Here is a 16735-nt window from a genome sequence, read left to right on the forward strand (position 1 = left end):
TCCTGATAGACGTTTACCAGGACTTCGTGATGTTCTCATTGAACTGATAGCGCGTTAACTGGACTTCGTCGGGTGCTCATTGTACTGATAAACGTTTACCTGGACTTCGTCGGGTGCTCATTGTACTGATAGCGCGTTACCTGGACTTCGTCGGGTGCTCATTGTACTGATAAACGTTTACCTGGACTTCGTCGAGTGCTCATTGTACTGATAGTATAGATTAACGGGACACTGACAGACTGAATGTAAATATAAATGGACATCTAGTCCTGCATTCGATTTACTTAAGGACAAGGATCGATCCATACAACAAAAATCTGGACACCCTTGACTAAAATGAATTCAATTTCTAGACAGAAGGACGATGAGCTACTCTCATTGAACCGCTAGCACACCAACAAGACATCCACACCAAACAAAACGCTAGCACACCAACAAGACATCCACACCAAACAAAACGCTAGCACACCAAACAAAATGCCCTTGACTCCTAAATTGGAATCAAGGGCATTTTTTAAAAATAAAATAACCGTCAAGAAAACTTGACGGTTACTGAAAAACCCAACTTAAGCCGTGTGTTATTGTTGATTATTTTGGCCTGCTATTTGCAGGTGGGTGTCCTGTTTCCAACTACGAACGTCCTACTAAGTTCATAGGCATGTTCTTTGAAGGAAAACCTATTAGACTCCCGTTTAAAAAGGTGTTAGGTCAAAATATAATTCAACACATCACGAACTCTTCAGGAATTTCTATTAATATTATAATACCACATATTTTATATAAGTAAACAAAAATGCATGAAAACGCTTTAAAATACTTGGCAAATATCGATATGACAGTCTTCACAGCTTATAATGTGCCGCAAATGATTCAGGTTATGAATGGTAATCACCTTATTTTTCACTGTAATAATTCTCTGATCACTTAAATCTTTAAGTAAGCGATTAACGACTTCTCTTGATGTACCGCACATTTGTCCCATTTCTTGATTGGTAATCTTTGTATTAATTCGTATACCATCATCTACATTTTCACCAAATGAATTAGACAAGCGTATCAAGACTGAACATAAGGCACCAAGTTTACCGAACATCATATTATCTCTCATCTTGGTAATTGAACGTTGCCTATCAATTTCAATCCAATGCATCCACTCTGTTTTAATCTCTTCATCACTTAAAACTAATGCTTCAAATTCTTGTCGACGAATTTTATACACCGTCGTATCTAGCTTTGCTTTAGCATAAGTCGCATGTGTTTTGGGTCCACAAAATAGCATTACTGCTCCAAAAATACCTTTTTCTTTTAAAAAGTTTGTCACTAATTCAGTCCCTTCAATCTGCGTACGACTGATGAGAACTTCTCCACTTTTTATAGTATATATAAACTCAGTTTTATCTCCAGGATGATAAATATAATCACCTTTTTTAAAGTCTAACTTATGGCCATTTTTTTCTATTAAGTTGATGAGTTGGTCAGGGTTAAAAATCAATTCTGTTGACATAATTTCCCTCCCGTCATTAATTTAAATTTTATCACAAAATGTGACTTTTATCACTTTTTTATCAGATAAACTAATTTACAATTTACTTAAAGAATTAATAAAAGAAGGTGAGTTCATGACTCAAGAAAAAGAAAAGAAAAGTGTAGAAAAACAAGGTAAAGATAACCACAGCCACTTAAATTTAAAAGGGACATTTATGATGGTTATGGCCCTAGGAGGCTTAATGCTCCTTAGTTGGTTTGGTGCATTTATCTTATTCATGGAAAGGATGTAAATCGTCATGCACAAATACGAAAAGATTTGGATCACCTTAGGGACTTCTGCCCTAGCGCTATTTTTAATCATCTTAGGAATTTCAGCTGTTCACGGCGGCCATACACCAGCAGCAAGTGGTATTGAAACAATCAATCCTGAACACGTAAGAGATGATGCTCGCTTTAAAGAGCCTGGTCTTGTTAAATCTAAGTCTAGCGATCATGACTATGATTTGTACTTCGTCGCCAGTGCTTTTATGTATGAACCAGGTGAAGTGGAGATTCCTGTAGGTTCTACAGTGAAGGTCCACGTAACGAGCCCTGATGTCGTTCATGGATTTCAAGTTGTTGGGACAAATATCAACATGATGGCTGAACCGGGCCTCATTTCTACATACGAAATGACTTTCGATGAAACTGGTGAACACTTAATTCTCTGTAACGAATATTGTGGTGTCGGCCATGCTGATATGACATCGAAATTGATCATCGTTGACGGAGGTAAAGAAAATGACTAATTATACAACTGCACAAATGCTTGCACCTAATACTAAAGTTGATAAAAAGGATGCCAAACTCGTACTTGCAAATATGATTTGGGTCGCATTCGCTTTACTTATTGGCGGAACTGCAGGACTCTTACAAACGCTTGTGCGTTCGGGACACTTTGAGTTACCTTTTGGAATCGGATATTACCAACTACTGACACTACACGGTGTCATACTCGCTCTAGTAATGACTTTTTTCTTTATCATGGGATTCCAAATTGCTGCTTTATCTAGGACATCTGGTCCTTTAAACAAGAAGGAAAGAACTTTAGGATGGATTGGCTTTTGGGTAATGACGATTGGTACCTTGATGTCAGCTACTATGATTGCTTTAAACGAAGCATCAGTTTTATATACATTTTACGCACCACTTCAAGCTCACGTCATTCACTACATTGGACTTGCACTAGTGATAGTCGGTACTTGGATCTCAGTCGCCGGTCAAATGATGAGATACTTCAGATGGAGAAGGGAAAATAAGGGACAAAAGACACCCCTACTCTCTTACATGACAGCAGTCAACAACCTTATGTGGTATGTCTGTACCATTGGTGTTGCTTCAACAGTACTCTTCCAGTTTGTCCCGTGGTCACTCGGTTTAGTTGAGACGATTAACATTACTCTAAGCCGTACTCTATTTTGGTACTTTGGACATGCTTTAGTGTATTTCTGGTTATTACCTGCTTATATGGTGTGGTACGCTGTGACACCAAAAATTTTAGGTGCGAAAGGATTTTCCGACAATCTTGCCAGACTATCATTTGTACTCTTCCTATTCTTTAGTATTCCAGTTGGGATTCACCACCAACTCGTTGACCCAGGAATTGATGCCTTTTGGAAAGGACTGCAAGTGGTCTTAACATTCATGGTAATCGTGCCTTCATTAATGACTGCTTTTAGTATGTTTGCAGTATTTGAAACATACGGACGTAACAAAGGTGCCACTGGTCTCTTAGATTGGTTTAAGAAACTACCATGGACTGATGCAAGATTTGTCTTATTATTCATCGGTATGCTCTTCTTCATTCCAGGGGGACTCGGTGGAATTATTAATGCCTCAGGTCAAATGAACCAGCTAGTGCATAACACCATATGGATTGTCGGACACTTCCATATCACTGTAGGTGCACCAGTTATTTTAACTTACTTTGCAGCAATGATGTTTTTACTACCACATCTTACAGGTCGTAAAATTGATAAAATTGCTAACCGCCTTGGTCTCATGCTTGCTTATACATGGGCCCTAGGTATGGGAATCATGTCTGCAGCCATGCACTTCGCAGGCTTAAGAGGTGCTCCTAGACGTTCAACCTTCTCTGAATACGGTGGAGCTGAAGTTGCCGAGGAATGGATTACTTATCAAGTCATGCAAGCTGTCGGAGGATCCTTCCTCTTTATAGCAATTATCATCGCTATCCTACTCTTCTTAAAACTAGTGACAGGACCTAAAGTCAACGACGTTGAAGAGTTCCCAGTTGCAGAGTTTATGGATCAATACGATCCAGCAGTTAAGTGGGTAGACAATTGGCGATTATTGATTATCATTACTGCTTTCTTAGTGTTAATCGCTTATACTGTTCCAATTACTCAAATGTTTACAGAAAATATACCAGGCGCTAAAGGCTTTAAACTCTGGTAAAAATAAAATGCTTGGGATTTTTATCCCAAGCATTTTTTATTTTCTTCTCACTCTTAAAACTTGTAAGACCAATCCTACTAAAATAAAACCGCTACACACACCGATTAAGTTCACTAAGAAATATGTTAATTCAGGCATATCATGCCAGAACGGTCGGTCAATTGTATAGAAGTAATTACTGCCAATTGATTTATTTAACAAATGCATTAGCGTGATATATATCATGAAGAAAACTGATGATACTATCGCACCTCTAACTGACGGATAAAAACCAGTCACCAAATATCTAAGCATAGGATAAAGAATAATGAGTGTATGTAAAATGAAAAATGAAATTCCTAACATGTGAAAAGGTGATGAAATGCCTACAGGATAAATGAAAGAGGCATAGGCAAAAATCCCCCAGTAGAATATCATTTGATCTAGAACATCTTTCTTTATAAAAAATTGTAAGATAATAAAGTAACACACTAGACGACAAATATGCAGTGGTAGAGATTCAACTATTGTATAATCGAGAAAAAAGTAATAGTAAAAACCACTAATTAGCCTTTGAATTACAGCAATAATGAGAATACCTAACATGAGTTTCTTAGGATTTCCTTTTAAGCGATGACGATTAACATAAAGTAAGGACGCAACTAGAAAAAATGCAAGTATATATGCGAACTGTTCGATACTCGCTAAAGTAATCGTTTGTGCGTTTGGATCTACAAAAGAATTCATCTAGGCCTCCTAAAAAAATAAACTGAGATTTAACAATCTCAGTTTATGATATCTCTACTTATTTTTCAACGTCGACCTTAAGACCAAGCTCTTTAAGCTGTTCTTCTGATACATCAGATGGTGCTTGCATCATGAGGTCACTCGCATTTTGAGTTTTCGGAAAAGCAATTACATCACGGATATTATCTGAACCAGTCAATAACATTACAAAGCGGTCAAGACCGTAAGCAATACCGCCGTGTGGTGGTGCACCGTATTGGAAAGCTTCGATTAAGAAACCAAATTGACGATCTCTTTCTTCATCAGTGAATCCAAGTGCCTTAAACATTTTCTCTTGAAGTTCTGCATCAGATATACGAATTGAACCACCACCCAATTCATAACCATTTAAGACGATATCATATGCATTTGCCTTCACTTCTTCTGGAGCAGTTTCTAATTTCTCAATATCTTCTTTTCTAGGTGACGTAAATGGATGGTGAGCTGCTGTATAACGGTCAGCCTCTTCATCATATTCAAGCAATGGCCAATCCGTTACCCAAATGAAATTATATTGTTCATCATCGATTAAATCTAAGTCCTTAGCTAGCTTGTTACGTAAATTACCTAAAGCAGCGTGGACCACACTCGCTTTGTCAGCAACAAATAAAATCAGGTCATTTGTCTGATAGTTTAAAGTTTCTTGTAATTTACTTGTTTCAGCGTCATCAAAGAACTTAGCAATTGGTCCTTGTAATCCTTCTTCATTAACTTTTAGCCATGCTAAACCTTTAGCACCATAATTTTTAACGAAAGCTTCTAGTTTATCGATATCTTTCCTAGAGTACTTATCACTCGCACCTTCAACGACAATTGCCTTAACTAAGCCATTTGCTTCAACTGCATTTTTAAATACTTTAAAGCTTGACGTTTTAGAGAACTCACTTAAATCTTGTAGCTCCAAATCAAATCTTGTATCTGGTTTGTCAACACCATAGCGACTCATAGCATCATCATAAGTAATTCTAGGGAATGGAGACTTAATTTCTAGTCCTTTGACTTCTTTCATAACAAATTGAATCAATCTTTCGTTCATATCAATCATATCTTCAATATCCGTAAATGATTTTTCAATATCAATTTGTGTAAATTCAGGCTGTCTATCCGCACGTAAGTCCTCGTCTCTAAAGCATTTAACAATTTGATAGTAACGCTCTAAACCTGATAGCATGAGCAACTGTTTATATATTTGTGGCGATTGAGGTAAGGCATAGAACTCTCCCGGATAGACACGTGATGGTACTAAGTAGTCACGTGCACCTTCTGGAGTAGATTTTGATAACACTGGCGTCTCTATATCCATAAAGTCTTCTTGGTCTAAGAAGTCTCTAACCGCCTTGTTAATTTGATATCTCGTACGAAGGATATCCTGTAATTTTTGTCTTCTTAAGTCGATATAACGGTACTTGAGACGCGTATCTTCGTTGATATTGTCTTCTGAAATTTGGAATGGTGGAGTTTTTGCCTTAGCTAAAATTTCAATCTCTTTAGCATAGACTTCAATTTCACCAGATTCGATATTTTTATTCACTTGTTTGTCATCGCGTTTGACAACTTCACCTTTTACACTCACTACATATTCACTACGTACAGTATCTGCGATTTTTAGAGCTTCAGCTGACACATCTGGATTGAAGACGACTTGAACAAGTCCTTTTAAGTCTCTTAAATCGATAAAAATCAAACCACCTAAATCGCGGCGTTTTTGTACCCAACCTTGAAGATGAACACTCTCACCCACCTTATCTAAGGTCACTTTATTTGAATATATTCTAGACATTATAAGTCCTCCAGTTTTGTAATGATTTCATCAAATGAAACGCGACTAACTTCACCAGTATCCATATTTTTTAGATCAACTGACTCACTATTAAGCTCATCTTCACCTAAAACAATAGTATGACGTGCATTTTTTCTGTCTGCATCTTTCATCTGAGCTTTCAGTTTACGATTTTCATAATCCATATCCGCACTAATATAACGCTCACGTAGTTTGTGTAAGAGACTTGCTGCGACACTTCGTGCTTGATCATTCATTGTACAAATATACAGATCGAGCCCTTTATCGTTTGGAATTTCAATACCTTCAGCTTCTAAAGCTAAGAGTAATCGTTCGATACTTAAAGCAAAACCAATACCAGTTTCACTTGGTCCATCTAGCATTTCTAATAAGCCGTTGTATCTTCCACCACCACATAAAGTAGTAATCGCACCGAAACCTTCAGCATTACTCATTAATTCAAAGGCCGTGTGAGTATAATAATCGAGTCCACGTACTAAGTTATAATCCACTTCAAACTCAATATTTAAATCTTCTAGCTTACTTTTAACTGCTTCAAAATAAGCTTTAGATTCATCATTCAAATAGTCATACATGCGTGGTGCAGTTTTCACTAATTCATGATCTCTATCTTTTTTACAGTCCAATATTCTCATTGGGTTAGTGTGAATGCGACTTTGACAATCCTCACAAAATTCTCCAATTCTAGGTGAGAAATGTTCCACTAAAGCTTCGTTATATTTACTTCTTGATTCCATATCACCGATGGAGTTAATTTTTAAGTTTAAACTCTTAAGTCCAAATGACTTATAAATATTCATCAACATGCTGATGACTTCTACATCGATTAGCGGATCCTCTACTCCAATTGCTTCTACACCAAACTGAACAAATTGACGGTAACGTCCTTTTTGTTTTCTTTCATAACGAAACATCGGTGCAATATAGAATAATTTTATCGGTTGTTCGACATTATGTTGCATCTTATTTTCGATATAAGATCTCGCAACTGAAGCTGTACCTTCTGGTCTTAGAGTTAAACTACGATCTCCTTTGTCTTTAAAGGTATACATTTCTTTATTGACTATGTCTGTAGAACCACCGACACCTCTAACAAATAATTCCGTTGCTTCAAAGACAGGTGTTCTAATCTCTTGGTAATTGTATGCTTTAACTATGTCGTATAAACGCTGTTCGATAAACTGCCACTTGTAAGACTCTTCAGGTAAAATGTCTTGTGTCCCTCTAGGTACTTGTAACATATACTCACTCCTATATCATTTTAAAAATAAAAAAACCTTATACCTCAATTGGTATAAGGGACGAAATGGTCGTGGTGCCACCCTAATTCAGTGCTAATGCACTCTTATTAAAATATTTAAAGTTATATGTCAGAGTAAAGTGTCGGCAACTATTTTTTTAAGCATTCACTTCCAGCCAAGGTGAATTTCTCTAGAGCTTCTTATAAAATAGTCTCTTTACCCATTTAAATTTCTAATAAAATATATATTTATAATAATAGTCAGATATTTAAACTTTGTCAAGCTAACGGTGTACGTAAGAATCAATACCTTCTATAATCGCAGCAGCCATTTTTTCTTGGTATACTTCATCATTTAAAATATAGTCATCAAACTCATTAGACAAATAGCCTAATTCAATCAAGACACCTGGATAATCGAGTTGCCATGTCACTTGATAATTCATAGTTTGATTACCCCTATTATAGAGATAAGAGTGCTTATCCATAGCTTGATTTAAGTGTTGACCAAAATCTTCCTGATTAGGATAAGTATAAAAAGTCGTAAAGCCAGAAATATTCGGATCATCAAAAGCATCACTGTGTAAGCTGATAAATAAGTCTGCATCGACTTTCCTGTCATCTAAACTTTTTGTTTCATCACCGTTTCTTGTCATTACCACTTCTGCACCGGCATCTTCTAAGGCCGCTTGTAGCTTCTCAGCAATTGATAAAACCACAGTTGCTTCATTTTTTCCAAAATTAGACGGTGCACCAGGATCTTCTCCACCATGACCGGGATCAAGTGCTACAGTGACACCAGATAAGTCATAAGAGACTGGTGCTTCTTCCTCTGAGAAATCCATAGTAATTACTTCTTCTGGTTCATGCAGAAGATTTTTATAAATATAGACAGATACTAAAACAATGACAAGGGCAATGACTAGAATAAACAAGGGTTTAAAATACAAGTGTTTTTTATATTTTAAGAAATTATAAATACTCGACAACATACTTTTTAGAATGGCTTTTAGAGATTCCATCAAACTATTTTTCCATCTTTCGCTTCATAGATAATTGTAATCGGCCCATCGTTTACTAGTCGTACATCCATGTGTTCGCCAAAGAATCCTTCTTTGACTACTATTCCTTCTTCAGTTAAAGCTTCATTAAAAGCTTGGTAGAGTTTTTTAGCCGCTTCACCATTAGCTGCCTCAGTAAAACTCGGTCGATTCCCCTTCTTAACAGAGGCATAAAGTGTAAATTGAGAAATACTTAAGATGTCTCCCCCAACTTCTTTAATCGATAAATTTATCTTACCATCTTCATCTTCAAATACGCGTGCAGCTGCAATTTTCTTTGCCAAGACGCGTGCATCTTCTATAGTGGATGTTTTACTCACACCAACCAAGAGGCAAAAACCATCATTGATCTCATTGAACATCTCATTATTTGCAACAAGTGCATGTGATACCTTTTGTAGGACAACCTTCATTTTTCATCCCTCACTTAAATACGCGTTCTACGCTGTATATATCTTGTAATTGTCTAATTCTATCAACGACCCTGTGTAGTTCATGTTTGTTCGGTACCATAATGGACAGACTCACTCTAGCTTGTTTAATTTCATCAGCTAGTCCATTGACGCGAGTGATTGGTACTTTTAGACTCGAAACCAAATTTAAGATTTCATTTACTAAACCATTTCTATCATAACCAGTGATTTCTAAATCAACTTGATAGCGTTTATCTTGTGATTTATTACCAACCCATTCAACATCGATCAGTCGTTCTGTTTCATTGATAATATTCGGACACGTCGCGACATGAACTTTTACACCATGACCTTTTGTAATATAACCGATAATATCATCACCTGGAATTGGGTTACAACATTTTGATAAGTTAATCAGCATATTGTCCATACCTTCAACGTAAACTCCAGATTCAGTTGTAATGTTCTTATAATCACGTCTTCGATCAATTTCTGACACGTGATTCGTTTGGTTTGCCGCTTCTTTAGCTTTGATTTTCTCTAACAAACGATTGGTCACTTGATTCGCAGTGACACCACCAAAACCAATCATGGCATAAAGATCATCTGCATCTTTTAAGTTGTATCTATCTAAGACATTGGAGACATTTTCTTCTTTTAAGACTTCATCTGGATTATAATCACGGTCTTTAATCTCCGTTTCAACAGCGAGTCTTCCTTTTTCTATGTTGACTTCCTTATCCTGTTTTTTAAAGTAAGAACGGATTTTATTTCTTGCTGATGAGGTTTTAACCATCTTCAGCCAGTCGATTGAAGGACCATACGACTGATTAGATGTTCTAATTTCTAAAATATCTCCAGTTTCTAACTCATGGTCGATCGGCACAATTTTACCGTTGACCTTAGCACCAATCATCTTGTTGCCGACTTCTGAGTGAACTTGGTAAGCAAAGTCTATTGGAATTGCACCTTTCGGTAGTTCTATTACATCTCCGTCAGGCGTAAAGACATATACTTTGTCACTGAGAAGATCAGTTTTTAAGGCAGCCATAAACTCTTCAGCATCAGGATTATCGGATACATTACCTACAATCTCTTTAAACCAGTTTAAACGTGAGTCCAATGATACTTTACTTGCATCCACACCTTCTTTATAGGCCCAGTGTGCAGCCACCCCGTGCTCAGCGATTTCGTGCATTTCATGGGTACGAATTTGAATTTCCAAAGGATCTCCATTCGGACCAACAACTGTGGTATGTAATGACTGGTACATATTCGGTTTTGGCATGGCAATATAATCTTTAAAACGACCAGGCATAGGACGCCATATCGTATGAATAATACCTAAAGCAGCGTAGCAATCCTTAACATCATCAACGAGCACTCTGATCGCTAAAAGGTCAAAAATTTGTTCAAAGTTCTTCGCTTGTTTTTGCATTTTCTTATAGATACTGTATATATGTTTAGGACGACCTGACAAATTATGATTAATCTTAGAATCAGTTAGCTCAGAATCAATTTTTTCAATCGCTTCGTTGATAACTTTTTCTCTCTCGCTCCGTTTTTTCTTCATCAAACTGACGATACGAAAGTATTGTCCAGGTTCTATGTAACGTAATGAAATATCCTCAAGTTCCCACTTGATAGATGAAATACCTAATCTATGTGCAAGTGGCGCATAAATCTCTAAAGTTTCTTTAGAAATTCTTATTTGTTTTTCTTCAGGCATGGCTTTTAAAGTACGCATGTTATGTAAGCGGTCTGCTAATTTAACTAGAATCACACGTATATCTCTTGCTATGGCAATAAAAAGTTTTCTATGATTCTCAGCTTGTTGTTCTTGATGAGACCGATATTTAACTTTTTCTAATTTTGTTACACCATCGACGATGATTGCAACTTCTTCATTGAACATTTCGACTAAATCATCAAAGGTATAGGTCGTGTCTTCAACGACATCATGAAGAAAACCAGCAATAATTGTCGGTGCATCGAGTTTAAGTTCTGTTAAAATACCAGCGACTTGAACCGGATGAGCGATATACGGCAGACCATTTTTACGGAATTGTCCCTCATGGGCATCTTTAGCAAGACCATATGCTTTTTTGATCAGACCGATATCTTCATCATCCAAATACTCACTGCACATGTTAAATACGTCTTCTGCAGAATATGGGTATTCCTTATCCATGATCAAACCGCCTTTCTACTTTTAAATATAAAATAATAATACTATAAATATACCGCTAATAAAACAATTGGTATAGAAAAAAGCCTGTAATATACAGGCTTTTCCTTAATCTTCGTAGCTAATAAGTGAAATTGAATCGTAACCTTCTAAAAGTTCTTTACCATTTAAATACTCAAGCTCGATTAAAAAGGCAATTCCCACAACGATACCGCCTAGTGCCTCAACAAGTTTAATCGTTGCGAGTATCGTACCACCAGTTGCTAGTAAATCATCTGTGATCAGGACTCTTTGTCCTGGTTTAATCGCATCCTTATGCATTGTTAGAGTGTTTGTGCCGTATTCAAGCTCATATTCATACTCTAGGACTTCTCTTGGTAGTTTGCCTTTTTTTCTCACCGGTGCAAAACCAATCCCCATACTATAGGCAACTGGACATCCGATGATAAAACCTCGAGCTTCTGGACCAACGACGATATCTACATCTTTTCTTTCAGCGTAGCTAACAATTTGGTCTGTCGCATACTTATAGGCTGGACCATTGTCCATAATAGTTGTAATGTCTTTAAAACTGACACCTTTTTTAGGCCAGTCTTCTACTTCTGATACATACTGTTTTAAATCCATAATTTCCTCCACATTTACGTCGTGATTAAAGTCCGTAAATAATCTTTCATATTAGGGCCTGAAGACATTTTTAATTTTGCCTCAGCTTCAATTTTATCAGTCAAACGCTTTAAATGCATGCTTGAACTAAGATTGAGTGCCTCTGTATTTTTATCCTTATATACTATACCATCTTTTAGTTCAATACGTGATAAATCTTCTAGGATATCAGTAATTATTTTAAGCTTTTTCATCGAAGTTCCTAATTTTTTTGCAAGATAAGGTGCATGAATCGATAGATCAATCGCACCATCTTCCGCTTCAAGGAACAGTTGATCTGCTTCTGATATTAAAGTTTTTGATGGTAGACCGTCAAAGAACAGTTCATTTTTGTCATTAAAAATGACGATAATTTTTGACACTTGAAGACCTGATAAGCTTTTTTGTAAATCATCTAAGGAGTAAGGAATATCCCTTAATATCAACGTATCTACAGCAAAAGGTAACGAATCTCCATAGAGAAAATAATTTTCTGTATGATGATTATCTACTACAGAAGTTAAAAAGATATCATCAGCTGATACTTGTGAAAAATCCTGCTCATTTTTTGAGCGCATATCGATAATTTGGAGGTCATCCACACGGGCATCAGTTAAGACCATCTGCAGACTTCTCTTATGATTAAATTCATTGATGTTCAAACTTCCAATTAAGCTAATTTTATCGCCAATTTGCACTTCCCTATATAAAAAGCCAAATTTAAAACCAATAATATCGATATCTGTTTCCTGTAGATTGATCTTGATGTGAGATAAATCCTTACCGACTTGTCTAATACTTTTTACCGTTTGATTGGCTAACATAAAGACAGGAACAGCAAAATCCTTACCAAAAGGTTTCAACCTAGACATTCTTTCAAAGTCGCTGATGCTAATATTATTGCCTGTAATCTTATAATCGATATGTTTGAGTGGTTTTAAGTTTAGATTCATGTCGTTAAAATGTGCAGTCACTTTTTCTTTAAACTCGTCTACCGCACTCTCATAGACACCACAACCTAGAGCTTGAGAATGGCCACCTAAAGTGTCAAAGTAAGACGAGAATTTTCTTAACTCATTTAAAAGGTCGATTCCTTCAATAGAGCGTGCTGAACCTTTATAGACGTCAAAGTCATTTGATAATACGATGGTTGGTTTACCAAACTGATCAACTAAACGAGATGCAACAATACCTAAAACACCATGATGCCAATCATCACCAATAACGATATTAATTTCATTGTTAGGATCGATCTCGGAAACTGCTTTTTGATAAATTTCTTCGACTAAGGCTTTTCTCTCATTATTTAAGGCATCTATCGTACTCGCAAGCTCATAAGCTTCATTAGCATCACTTGCTAAGAGAAGTTCAACACCTAGACTTGCTTCATCTAAGCGTCCTGTGGCGTTTAAGCGAGGAGCGATCGTAAAGCCTATCGTCTCTTCATCAATTTTCCCACTGTGATTACTCATTTTTAAAAGCGATGATAGACCAAGCGGTGGATGTTCATTTAACTCCTTAAGACCTTGTTCAACTAAATATTTATTTTCGTCTGTCATCGATACAATATCCGCAACAGTCCCAATTGCTAAGAAAGCTAAATACTGAGGTTTTTCTAAGCCTAATCCCTCAATGACCTTATAAGTCGTCCCAGCGGCTGCTAAGTCTTTAAAAGGATAGTGAGAGTCTGGATGAGCGGTGTGAACAATTGAAGCATCAGGTAAGTCCTCACCAAAACTATGATGGTCAATGATAACGACATCGATGTCATTGTCTCTCAAAAGTTTAATTTCTTCACTCGCACTCACACCATTATCGACAGTAATGACTAAATCTACATTACCGACAACCTGAAACAAAAAGAAGTCACTATTTGGTCCATAGCCTTGTTCCAATCTATTTGGAATAAAATATGAGACGTTTTCATTGTTTGTGTATAAAGCATCATAAAGCATAGCAGTCGAAGTAATTCCATCTGCATCATAATCTCCGTAAATTAATATTCTCGATGATTTATCCATATGAGATTGAATCAAACTGACCGCTTCATTAATATTCGGCATATACTGCCAGTTGTAATCATTTGGCTGAAGGATTGTATCTATATCTTCTGCATCATAATATCCTCTATTTTCAAGCAAGGTCTTTTCTAAATCACTTAGCTTGTATGTTTTTACTAAATCATCACTGATGGCACCTGTTTTTTGTCTGACTTGCCAAGTGTATTTTGAAGAAAACATTATATCACCTTTTAAAAAACGCCCGGGATACCCGGACGTTTGAATTTAATTATATTATACTACTACCTTATCATCATTTTTAGATTTTTCCTTATAAACAACTAATCTTCCACCATTTTTTCTTAACTGTCTACGTTTTAAGACACCCCATAATTGAATTGCAATAAAGAAGGATGAATATACACCCGAAATTAAACCAATCAAGAGTGCAAGTGAGAAGTTAAAGATAGAACCTGCTCCGAAGAAGACTAAGAATAAAACAACGATAATTACAGTTAACACAGTATTGATCGAACGTGTTGTTGTCTGTCTTAAGGAACGGTTAATAATAGAATTAATTTCTTCTTCACTTGTATAGACCTTAATCTTACGGTTGTTTTCACGGATTCTATCGAGTGTCACAATCGTATCATTGATACTATAACCAACTATGGTCAAGACAGCAGCAATAATCGTCACATCGACTTCTAATCTTAAAATAGAGAAGACAGCAATGATGATAAACACATCATGAATTAAGGCCAGTACTGCCGGAACAGCCATACGCCACTCAAATCGTATGGACACATAAATAATAATTCCAATAGATGCAATAATTAGCGCTAAGGCTGCATTTTGAATCAATTCTTGTCCAATTGTTGGACTGACTGTGGAAATCATCGGTTCATGTCCGTACACATCATTAAAGTGATTTTGCATTTCTGTCACTTGTTCTTGACTTAAGTCTGTAGAATAACGCGCTACATAAGTATCGTCACCCGATTCAGTCAGTGCTTCCGGTGTCATATCAAGATTTTCTAGTTCTCGACTAACTTCGTCTTCAGTCGCTATACCTTCAGTCACGATATCCGCTCTAGTTCCACTTGTAAAATCAATACCGAGATTGAGTTTGAAGATAAACAGTATTACAATCCCAACGATTATCATAAGTGAAGAAAAGGCGAAAAATTTATTTGAATGCTTAACAAAGTCAAATCGATCCCAGATTGATATCAAATCTTGAACGTCTTTGCCTTCTGATAAGCTATGTCTATCTTTATCCTTAACACCAAACCAAGAAATTTTCTTATTAAAGTAGTTTGAGTTAACGATTAAGTTCATCAAGACTCTAGTTAAGAAGACTGCTGTCACAAAGCTCATTAAGATTGATAACAGCAACATTGTTGCAAACCCTTTTACGCTTGATGTCCCAAAGATAAATAGGACAATTGCAGCAATTAAAGTTGTTAAGTTAGCATCGACGATTGTCCATAGTGATGAAGATGCTGCTTTTTTATAAGCTTGTTTGAGACTACGACCAATTCTAAGTTCATCTTTTAGTCTTTCATAAAGAATGATATTGGCATCAACAGCCATACCCACTCCGAGTATAATCGCTGCGATTCCTGGTAAAGTTAAAACACCACTAATGGCGTTAAAGCCTAAGATAGTTAAGTAAATATAAATAACTAAAGTTAGCGCAGCAACAATACCTGGTAGTCGATAAAAGAAAATCATGAAGAGTAAAACCAGTGCCACACCAATTAGGCCAGCCGTTACTGTTTCATCTAGAGCTTGTTCACCAAATTGTGCACCAACTGATGTTGAGTAAACTTCAGTTAATTTTACAGGTAGAGAACCTGAGTTTAAAAGTGCTGCTATATTTTGAGCACGCTCTACGCCCTCTTGACCATCAAAACCGCCTGAAATCATTACATCAGATGAATTAATCGGTTCTGATACTGTCGGTGCTGAAATGAATTTTGGATTTTCTTTTTGTACTTCTTCTTTAAAGGAATCTTCACCTTCAACGAAGTCCATCCAGATCACCATCAAGTTTTCTCCAGGTCCACGAGATGAAATTTCTTCTGTTACTTCTTTAAACTTATTACTATCTCTTAATTCAAGTGAGACCATCGCATTATTCAATTCATCAAAGCCTTGTGTCGCTCCACCTTGTACTAAATCCTTACCGGATAACAGTACATTATCATCGATATCTCTGATGGTTAATTCTGCTTGTGTGCTTAAGAGCTCACGTGCTTCTTGTTGATCTTCAACTCCAGCAAGTTGAATTCTTATACGATTGTTATCTTCAATTTGAATTGTCGGTTCAGATACTCCAAGGACGTTGACCCTAGACTCTAATGTGGACGCTGTTGAGGTCACTGCCTTTTCGTCAATCACATCGCCTTCATCGAGAGGATCAACTTGGTATAGAACTTCAAAACCACCTTGTAAATCTAAACCAAGATTAACGTCTTTTAAGACATCTTTTAACGTAAGCCCGATCGTTGTAAATAATACGACAACAATCATAATTGCAATGAGTATCTTATTTGATTTCTTTTTCACTTATACACCTCTAGTTTTAAACAATGCCTTCATTATAACGCTATTAAACTTAAATATAAATAGAAAATCCAATCAGAAAACTGACTAAGATAAACGTCTTTCT

Annotated in this window: 13 protein-coding genes and 1 other RNA gene; 3 read left to right on the forward strand and 11 right to left on the reverse strand. The window is 36.4% G+C overall.

Going from position 1 to position 16735, the window contains the following annotated elements; all coding sequences use genetic code 11:
- Nucleotides 1-554: 554 nt before the first annotated feature.
- Nucleotides 555-749: non-coding RNA, 6S RNA (gene ssrS / locus JEOSCH030_RS06915), on the reverse strand.
- Nucleotides 750-808: 59 nt separating this feature from the next.
- Nucleotides 809-1504: a Crp/Fnr family transcriptional regulator gene (locus JEOSCH030_RS06920; RefSeq protein ID WP_185125888.1), complete on the reverse strand. Its 696-nt coding sequence runs from the start codon at nt 1502-1504 to the stop codon at nt 809-811.
- Between the two features lie 115 nt (nt 1505-1619).
- On the opposite strand from JEOSCH030_RS06920, the gene JEOSCH030_RS06925 reads away from it, so the two are divergent.
- The 3 genes from JEOSCH030_RS06925 to JEOSCH030_RS06935 are packed head-to-tail and all read left to right on the forward strand — an operon-like array spanning nt 1620 to nt 3945.
- Nucleotides 1620-1778 (forward strand): cytochrome c oxidase subunit 2A, encoded by a 159-nt coding sequence (locus JEOSCH030_RS06925; RefSeq protein ID WP_185126571.1) that lies wholly within the window; start codon nt 1620-1622, stop codon nt 1776-1778.
- Nucleotides 1779-1784: 6 nt separating this feature from the next.
- Nucleotides 1785-2276, forward strand: coding sequence for a cytochrome c oxidase subunit II (locus JEOSCH030_RS06930; protein ID WP_185125889.1), 492 nt, complete (start codon nt 1785-1787; stop codon nt 2274-2276).
- Nucleotides 2277-2292: 16 nt separating this feature from the next.
- Entirely contained in the window at nt 2293-3945 is a 1653-nt protein-coding gene (locus JEOSCH030_RS06935) for a b(o/a)3-type cytochrome-c oxidase subunit 1 (protein WP_185126544.1), read from the forward strand.
- Between the two features lie 36 nt (nt 3946-3981).
- Here the strand turns inward: JEOSCH030_RS06935 and JEOSCH030_RS06940 are convergent, their stop codons facing one another.
- The 9 genes from JEOSCH030_RS06940 to secDF all read right to left on the reverse strand — a co-directional run bounded on the left by JEOSCH030_RS06940 (nt 3982) and on the right by secDF (nt 16632).
- A complete protein-coding gene (locus tag JEOSCH030_RS06940) occupies nt 3982-4671 on the reverse strand; it encodes a TMEM164 family acyltransferase (RefSeq protein ID WP_185125890.1) in 690 nt (229 codons plus the stop codon).
- A 58-nt stretch (nt 4672-4729) separates the two neighbouring features.
- Complete coding sequence (gene aspS, locus JEOSCH030_RS06945; protein WP_185125891.1) at nt 4730-6490, reverse strand: aspartate--tRNA ligase; 1761 nt, start codon at nt 6488-6490, stop codon at nt 4730-4732.
- Entirely contained in the window at nt 6490-7752 is a 1263-nt protein-coding gene (hisS, locus tag JEOSCH030_RS06950) for a histidine--tRNA ligase (RefSeq protein WP_185125892.1), read from the reverse strand. The genes aspS and hisS overlap by 1 nt, the downstream gene beginning before the upstream one ends.
- A 283-nt stretch (nt 7753-8035) precedes the next feature.
- Nucleotides 8036-8773: an N-acetylmuramoyl-L-alanine amidase family protein gene (locus JEOSCH030_RS06955; protein WP_185125893.1), complete on the reverse strand. Its 738-nt coding sequence runs from the start codon at nt 8771-8773 to the stop codon at nt 8036-8038.
- Nucleotides 8773-9225 (reverse strand): D-aminoacyl-tRNA deacylase, encoded by a 453-nt coding sequence (dtd, locus tag JEOSCH030_RS06960; RefSeq protein WP_185125894.1) that lies wholly within the window; start codon nt 9223-9225, stop codon nt 8773-8775. The genes JEOSCH030_RS06955 and dtd overlap by 1 nt, the downstream gene beginning before the upstream one ends.
- A 10-nt stretch (nt 9226-9235) precedes the next feature.
- A complete protein-coding gene (locus JEOSCH030_RS06965; RefSeq protein ID WP_185125895.1) occupies nt 9236-11416 on the reverse strand; it encodes a RelA/SpoT family protein in 2181 nt (726 codons plus the stop codon).
- 105 nt (nt 11417-11521) lie between these two features.
- The gene (locus JEOSCH030_RS06970) at nt 11522-12040 is read right to left on the reverse strand and encodes an adenine phosphoribosyltransferase (RefSeq protein ID WP_185125896.1); all 519 of its coding nucleotides are present in this window, start codon (nt 12038-12040) and stop codon (nt 11522-11524) included.
- Nucleotides 12041-12054: 14 nt separating this feature from the next.
- Nucleotides 12055-14298, reverse strand: coding sequence for a single-stranded-DNA-specific exonuclease RecJ (recJ, locus tag JEOSCH030_RS06975; protein ID WP_185125897.1), 2244 nt, complete (start codon nt 14296-14298; stop codon nt 12055-12057).
- A 54-nt stretch (nt 14299-14352) separates the two neighbouring features.
- A complete protein-coding gene (gene secDF, locus JEOSCH030_RS06980; protein WP_185125898.1) occupies nt 14353-16632 on the reverse strand; it encodes a protein translocase subunit SecDF in 2280 nt (759 codons plus the stop codon).
- Between the last annotated feature and the right edge of the window lie 103 nt (nt 16633-16735).

Source organism: Jeotgalicoccus meleagridis, from assembly GCF_903994045.1.
GTDB classification, from domain to species: Bacteria; Bacillota; Bacilli; order Staphylococcales; family Salinicoccaceae; genus Jeotgalicoccus; species Jeotgalicoccus meleagridis.

What these genes read in the sequence shown, in the direction of transcription:
- JEOSCH030_RS06920 (WP_185125888.1), bottom strand. Translation starts at nt 1,504, where the DNA reads ATGTCAACAGAATTGATTTTTAACCCTGACCAACTCATCAACTTAATA.
- JEOSCH030_RS06925 (WP_185126571.1), top strand. Translation starts at nt 1,620, where the DNA reads ATGACTCAAGAAAAAGAAAAGAAAAGTGTAGAAAAACAAGGTAAAGAT.
- JEOSCH030_RS06930 (WP_185125889.1), top strand. Translation starts at nt 1,785, where the DNA reads ATGCACAAATACGAAAAGATTTGGATCACCTTAGGGACTTCTGCCCTA.
- JEOSCH030_RS06935 (WP_185126544.1), top strand. Translation starts at nt 2,293, where the DNA reads ATGCTTGCACCTAATACTAAAGTTGATAAAAAGGATGCCAAACTCGTA.
- JEOSCH030_RS06940 (WP_185125890.1), bottom strand. Translation starts at nt 4,671, where the DNA reads ATGAATTCTTTTGTAGATCCAAACGCACAAACGATTACTTTAGCGAGT.
- aspS (WP_185125891.1), bottom strand. Translation starts at nt 6,490, where the DNA reads ATGTCTAGAATATATTCAAATAAAGTGACCTTAGATAAGGTGGGTGAG.
- hisS (WP_185125892.1), bottom strand. Translation starts at nt 7,752, where the DNA reads ATGTTACAAGTACCTAGAGGGACACAAGACATTTTACCTGAAGAGTCT.
- JEOSCH030_RS06955 (WP_185125893.1), bottom strand. Translation starts at nt 8,773, where the DNA reads ATGGAATCTCTAAAAGCCATTCTAAAAAGTATGTTGTCGAGTATTTAT.
- dtd (WP_185125894.1), bottom strand. Translation starts at nt 9,225, where the DNA reads ATGAAGGTTGTCCTACAAAAGGTATCACATGCACTTGTTGCAAATAAT.
- JEOSCH030_RS06965 (WP_185125895.1), bottom strand. Translation starts at nt 11,416, where the DNA reads ATGGATAAGGAATACCCATATTCTGCAGAAGACGTATTTAACATGTGC.
- JEOSCH030_RS06970 (WP_185125896.1), bottom strand. Translation starts at nt 12,040, where the DNA reads ATGGATTTAAAACAGTATGTATCAGAAGTAGAAGACTGGCCTAAAAAA.
- recJ (WP_185125897.1), bottom strand. Translation starts at nt 14,298, where the DNA reads ATGTTTTCTTCAAAATACACTTGGCAAGTCAGACAAAAAACAGGTGCC.